This is a genomic window from Roseospira navarrensis (genome assembly GCF_009601025.1).
GTDB lineage: Bacteria > Pseudomonadota > Alphaproteobacteria > Rhodospirillales > Rhodospirillaceae > Rhodospira > Rhodospira navarrensis.
Genome location: NZ_WIVE01000128.1, coordinates 1 through 2953, shown reverse-complemented (window position 1 = coordinate 2953; position 2953 = coordinate 1). Strand labels below are relative to the sequence as shown.

Here is a 2953-nt window from a genome sequence, read left to right as displayed (position 1 = left end):
CCGGCCGCGCCGCCCTCTCGGGCAGCCCCGCCGCGTCGGGAGGCCGGTTTCTACGCACCCAACCCGTCCCGGTCAACAGGAAATGTCAGAAAAATGTCGCACGCCCGTCCGGCCCTGAAAAACACCCATGGAATCAAGGGGTCGGCTGAACCGATCCGAAAGCCTGATGGAGCGGGACGGGAGCCCGTCCGGCACGGAGACCGACGGGGCCGGCCGGTTTGGGCCGACTCTGCGGCGGCACGGGCGGGGGCATGGGGCCCGGACCGACGCCCGATCGGATGCCGGTCGCTCCCCACGCGCGCGCGGGCCTATTAAGCGACCCAACCCCGGCCGAGCCCGGTCGCAACGCCTGGTCGGTGGCAAGCCCCCCACGCCTGGTCGGTGGCAAGCCCCCCGGCGCCCCCTCCGCCACCCGCCGCCCTGCCCGGCAGCGCTTTATACGGATCGACGATGAATCGGACTCCTCCGGTTCATCGGCTCCGCCGCCCCGGCCGCCTAAGGGCGGCCATCTCTAGGATGGCGCCGCGAAGCGGCGCCGAGGGCGCAGGCCCGGTCGGGCCGGCCGTCCGACAAACAGGTGCACCGTGTCGTCGGGCGGTATTAGCCCTTGCCCGGGCCGGCAGGATTTGAAAGATATGGGTCGCGCCTGCTGTCCCTTCTCGCGGGAGGCAGTACGGCGCCCCACCCGTGGCGGTCCCGCCGTCACCCAGGACAGCCGACGCAGGGCATGGGGGCCGCCGGACCCGGACCGACCCCCGCCGCGCAACCACGGACACCGGCCGTCCGGTCCGCCTGAGACCCCGCACGGACCCCTCTTTCGGGGGCGACAGTGTGACTCAGGAGCCACAAGACCTTGGCCCGACGGCATGAATTGTGACTCAAAGAACACGGTGGAGAGTCTTGTTTTCAAAGACTCTTCAGTTGACATTGCGAGTCGAACTCTGCAAGGTGGCTGGATCGGGGATCGTCAACATTAAAGTTCTTGAGGATTTCGCCGTTTCCGGGTACCCGCAGTCGGCGGCGGGTCAGGACAGCCCAGCACTTTCCGGGCGACGATCAAACCACGGCGCATCACGCCGGACACATCACGGCGGCGGAGACAACCGCCCAGACACGCATCACGGGGCAGGCATGGAGATCGAGGGGATGCGAAGACACCGGGTCATCCGGACGCACGAGCGACCGCAGCAGCGACACCACCACCAGACGCTTCCAGCCTCATCGTCCGCCACGCCACAGCGCGCCCCCCGCTGCGCGCCGCCGACGGTCCGCGCCCTGACGGCCACGGCGCTGGGCGCACTGGTGATGGGGGCCGCGCTGGCCCCGGCCCCGGCCGCGCTCGCCCGGGACAGCGGCGACATCGCCGTGGTGGCCGCGCTGGACGGCGCGGCGGTGCCCCGCCCGGCGCGCAAACCGACGGCGATTACACAGGCGGACGCCATTCCCGTCCCGCCCCCGGTGCCGCCGCAATGGCGGGCCGACCTCGAGGCGGAGACGGCGGCCGAACCGGACGACCAGGCGGACGGCCTCACCGCTTTCGTCACCGAAGCCGGCCATCCGCAGGCGACCACAGAGACGCCGCGCGCCACCGACCTGACGCTGGCCAGCCTGCCCGGCGGGAGCGCCGACCCGACAGCCACGCCCACCGGGCCGGCCACCCTGCCGCCCGCGCCGGTGCAGGTCGCGGCCCGCGTGGATCGCGGCGACACACTCATCGGCCTGTTGATCGACGCGGGCGTCGCGCGCCTTGAGGCCCACAAGGCCGTCACGGCCATGGAAGAGCTGTTCGACCCGCGCCGCATGCGCCCCGGTTACGTCGTGAACATCCGCTTCTCGGAGCCCGAGGGCGACCAGCTTGGCTTCCTGGGTTTCGACTTCGAACCCGCCACCGGCACCCGCATCCTGGTGCTGGCCGATCCCGACAGCGACGCCGGCTACGGCGTGCAGGAGATCAAGGAGGCCCTGACCACCGAAACCGTGCGGTTCGGCGGCCCCATCACGCTCAGCCTGTACCAGGCCGCCGTCGAAGCGGGTGTCTCGGAGGCCGCGCTGGCGGACATGATCCGCGTCCTGTCCTACGACATCGATTTCCAGCGCGACATCCAGAAGGATGACACCTTCGAGATCATGTACGAGCAGTACCTGACCGCCGACGGCCGCCATGTGCGCGACGGCGACATCCTGTTCGTGGCCCTGACCAACAACGGCGAGCGGATCGCGGCCTACGCCTTCGAGACCGAGGACGGCTTCATCGACCATTTCGACGAGGACGGCCACGGCATCCGCAAGCCGCTGATGCGCACGCCCATCGACGGCGCGCGCCTGTCCTCCAGCTTCGGCATGCGGCACCACCCCATCCTGGGGTACTCGCGCATGCACACGGGCGTGGACTTCGCCGCGCCCACCGGCACCCCGATCTATGCCGCCGGCGACGGCGTGGTGCATTACGCCGGCCGCAAGGGCGGCTACGGCAAGTACGTGCAGCTCCGCCACAACGCCGAGTTCGCCACCGCCTATGCCCACATGAGCCGGATCCTGGTGGAGAACGGCCAGCGCGTGGAACAGGGCGACGTGATCGGCCGCGTCGGCTCCACCGGCCGGTCCACCGGGCCGCACCTGCACTACGAGATCATCCGCAACGGCCGCAAGGTGAACCCGCTGGACGTGCGCTTCCCGCCGGCCGTGCGGCTGGCCGGCGCCGAGTTGGAGCGCTTCCAGGCCCATCGGGTCGAGGTGGACCGCCTCTACGCCAGCCTGCGCGACCAGACCGAAATCGCCAGCACGCGCGGGGACGACAGCCCGCAGCGGTGACATCCCGTCAGGTGTCACGATCCGAGACGGCGGCGGGCCCCTTCGCGGGGCCCGCCATTTTTTTTGGCTCAGTTTGCGTTAGATATGCATGCTGGTTGTTTGGGCGAGATAAGTCCGGCGATGCATGCCAGGATTGCACGGG

The 2953-nt window shown here is 70.1% G+C and carries 1 protein-coding gene; it reads left to right on the top strand.

Annotated features, from left to right (window positions below; all coding sequences use genetic code 11):
* Window positions 1-1146 precede the first annotated feature (1146 nt).
* Window positions 1147-2811 carry a peptidoglycan DD-metalloendopeptidase family protein gene (locus GHC57_RS18765; RefSeq protein ID WP_153347138.1) on the top strand — a complete coding sequence of 555 codons (1665 nt, stop codon included), beginning with the start codon at window positions 1147-1149 and terminating at the stop codon, window positions 2809-2811.
* The last annotated feature ends 142 nt before the right edge of the window (window positions 2812-2953 follow it).

Coding starts and splice junctions, on each gene's coding strand:
- GHC57_RS18765 (WP_153347138.1), top strand. CDS start 1,147: ATGCGAAGACACCGGGTCATCCGGACGCACGAGCGACCGCAGCAGCGA.